Below are 3135 nucleotides of genomic sequence, written 5' to 3' on the forward strand. Positions count from 1 at the left end.
CCGGCCCCGCCAGGTGGCTCACCGCGCCGCCCGCGAGGGTCGCGGCGATCCGGCGGGTCCGCTCCCCGACGACCGCGATGTCCGCGCGGAGCCCCGGCACGATCCGCCCCCGGTCCGACTGCATCGGACGCCGCGCAGGCCAGGAGGAAAGGAGAGCCCAGGCCGCCTCGAAGCTGCGTCCCTCCCGAATGAGTGCCACCATGACCGGCGCCCCGAGCCTCATCCGCGCGTGCCCAGGAACCGCCCGGCCACCGGCCCCGCCAGGTGGCTCACCGCGCCGCCCGCGAGGGTCGCGGCGATCCGGCGCGTGGCCTCCTCCACGATCACGACATCGGCGCGGAGCCCCGGCACGATCCGCCCCCGGTCCGGTAGCCCCAGAAGCCGCGCGGGCCCCGAGGAGACGAGCGCCCAGGCGCGGCCGAGGTCCATCCCCTCCGCCTCGAGCCGGAAGGCCGCGCGGGCGGGTGACGGATAGTGGTAGTCCGAGGCGAGCGCGTCCACGAGCCCCGCCGCCACCAGATCGCCCGCCGCGACCTTGCCCGCGTGCGAGCGCCCCCGCACGAGGTTGGGCGCGCCCATGATGACGCCCTCGCCCGCGGACTTCGCCGCCTCGGCGGCGGCCAGCGTCTCGGGAAACTCGGAGAGCGTCGCGCCGAGGGCGCGGCCCCGCGCGCGGTCCTCCGCCGTGTGGTCGTCATGGCTGCCGATCAGGACGCCGTGCTGGCGCAGCGCGCCGCACAGATGCGCGAGCGCGCCCGGCACCTCGTCCCGCGCCGCGTGCATCTCGCGAAGGAGGCGCCAGTGCTCCTCGGGCGAGCGGCGGGCCTTCAGCGCCTGCCCGGTCAGGTTCGGCGGGCGCCTGCCCTCCGACAGCTCGCGGTGCGGCAGGTGGTCGTTCAGGACGACATAGGGGATGTGCGCCCCGAGGATCAGCGACAGCGCCCGGCCGAAGTCGCGAATCATCCCGGTCTCGAGGCGGAGCTGCATCAGGCAGTCGGCGCGCATCGGCGTCCCGGCCAGCGCGCGCGCGAGGTCCTCGGCGAAGTCGGGCCCGCGCATCCCCCCCTCCCAGGAGAAGAACTGCGCGACGACGGCGGTGGTGATGCCGTTAGCGCCGAGCTCGGCGTCGAGCGAGGCGAGGCCCGAGGACAGGCTCTCGAGCGCGCCGCGACGGGGGGCGAGGTGACGCTCGAACCCGTCGCCGTGGATGTCGACGATCCCGGGCAGGACCAGATACCCCGACAGGTCCACCTCGCGTCCCGTGGGCGCGTCCGCGATCAGCCCGCGCGACAGGGCGAGCGGCGACTCGGAGAGGCCGTCGGGCGTCAGCACCCGCGCGCCGCGGAAGGTGAGATCGGGAAGCGTCATGGCCCCCGTGATGGACCGAAGCCGCGGCGAGGGAAAGCCCCCGCGCTCGGGCCTCGCCGCTGACCGCCCCCGTGAGCGCGAACGCCCGCACGCCGCGCCACCCGAGGACCGGGATCAGCGCCGCGCCCCCCGGACGCGGTGTCCAGCGCCACGAGGCCCGCCCCGGACAGCACCGCCCCCGGCACGGCGTTGCCGCGCCGGATCGCGACCCCGGGGATGCGGGCCCCCCGACGCCGCAACGGAGGCCGTTCGCTCAGCTCTCTCCGCGCCCCTCGCGCACGACCGTCGCGACGGCCCCGGCACCGGTGAGCGCGAGCGCCAGAACGGCGAGCCACCCGAGGAACGGGATCAGCGCCACGATGCCCGCCACGAAGGCCCCGAGGAGCGCGAGGCCCGCCTTGGGCAGCACCTCTTCCGGCATCGCGTTGCCGAGGCGGAGCCAGATCGCCACGCCGAGGATGTAGGACCCCATCACGTAACCCGCGTATCCGACCAGCCCCGCGAGGAAGAGCGCCGCGAAGAAGAGCGGTATCCCGATGATCGTCAGCGCCAGCACGAAGCCCGCGCCCGAGACGACCGACACGAGGAGGAAGCCCGCGAGGAGGCTCTGCCCGGGACGGGACAGCGCCCGCTCGCGCCAGGTGGCGACCTGCGCCGGGGCCACCGCGACGGCGGCGGCGGCGAGCGCGGCGACGGCGAGGACGCTGACGAGGAAGCCCGTCAAGGCCGCGCGCCCCGCCGCCCGCCGCATGTCGCCGAAGCCGCCGGGGGTGCGGTCCCATTCCTCGATGTCGCGGACCTCGACGCGGTCGGCGGGCGCGACGCGCTCGGGGATGGCGAGGGGCGTCTCCCCCTCCTCGGTGTAGACGATGACGCGGCCGCCGACCGTTGCGTCCGGCCCGAACTCCGCGCGGCCCACGGCGAGCATCAGGTCGCCCGCGACGGGCGCGTCGAGGCCAAGCTCCTCCGCCGCGATCATGGCCGAGGCGCCGAGACTGCCCGAGACCTCCGCCTCGCGGGCGAAGAGGCGCAGGTTGCCGCCGATGGCAGCGTCGATCTCCACTTCCGCCGCGGCGAGGAGCGCGGGGCCCGCCACATCGGCGGAGAGGTCGATCCGGTAGGCGAAACCGTAGAGGCGGTCGGCGGGCGCATCGATGCTCAGCCTGCGGGCGGCGAGGTGCGCGGCGCCCCCGACCGCGCCGTCGAGCGCGAGATCCTCGGAGGCCGCGAAGAGGTCGCCCTCCGCCCCGTCGAGCCTCAGGTCGTCGCCTGCGGCAAAGATGTCCCCGCCGAAGCCGAGGCGGGCGGTGTCGTCGTCCTGCGCGGCGGCGGGCGGAGCCGCAACGGCCAGAAGGGCCGCGGCCAGGACAGGCAGCAGTCGGTTCATGGATCGTCTCCCTCGCTCGGATGTCGATGCGGCGAGGGTCGGGGAGAATCGGCTGCGCCGCCTTGATCTCGGGCAAGGCCGTCCCGCCTGCGTGCGTCGCCGATGTGCGCCATCCGGGATGCGGCAGGTGGCGTGGCGGCGGCGGCGGGACCGTGCGCCTCGCGCCGCCCACGGACCATCGGCCTCGCCTTGTCCGGCACCTTCTTCCGGTGTCGCGGAGGGGGCCCGGCCCTCCTCGAACGGCGTGGGTGAGCTTTTGGGACGCGGTGCGCCCACCCCGCTCAGGCCTCGCGGTAGGCGGCGGCGATCATCGCGGCGACGTCCGCCTCGCCAAGGCCCCTCGTGATCCCGGCGCGCTGTCCCTCACCCGCGATGTCGAG

The 3135-nt window shown here is 75.7% G+C and carries 2 protein-coding genes and 1 pseudogene; all 3 read right to left on the reverse strand.

The window, feature by feature from the left end:
• Nucleotides 1–202: pseudogene (locus ACTS11_RS12850) on the reverse strand (alpha-D-ribose 1-methylphosphonate 5-triphosphate diphosphatase); the annotation flags it as partial.
• 17 nt (nucleotides 203–219) lie between these two features.
• A complete protein-coding gene (locus ACTS11_RS12855) occupies nucleotides 220–1368 on the reverse strand; it encodes an alpha-D-ribose 1-methylphosphonate 5-triphosphate diphosphatase (RefSeq protein WP_442640707.1) in 1149 nt (382 codons plus the stop codon).
• A 253-nt stretch (nucleotides 1369–1621) separates the two neighbouring features.
• Complete coding sequence (locus ACTS11_RS12860; protein WP_442640708.1) at nucleotides 1622–2755, reverse strand: hypothetical protein; 1134 nt, start codon at nucleotides 2753–2755, stop codon at nucleotides 1622–1624.
• Nucleotides 2756–3135 lie beyond the last annotated feature (380 nt).

It is taken from the genome of Roseicyclus sp. (genome assembly GCF_052168335.1).
Classification (GTDB): Bacteria; Pseudomonadota; Alphaproteobacteria; order Rhodobacterales; family Rhodobacteraceae; genus Roseibacterium.

Excerpts from the sequence above, each read along its gene's own strand:
- ACTS11_RS12860 (WP_442640708.1), bottom strand. The coding sequence starts at position 2,755 with ATGAACCGACTGCTGCCTGTCCTGGCCGCGGCCCTTCTGGCCGTTGCG.
- ACTS11_RS12855 (WP_442640707.1), bottom strand. The coding sequence starts at position 1,368 with ATGACGCTTCCCGATCTCACCTTCCGCGGCGCGCGGGTGCTGACGCCC.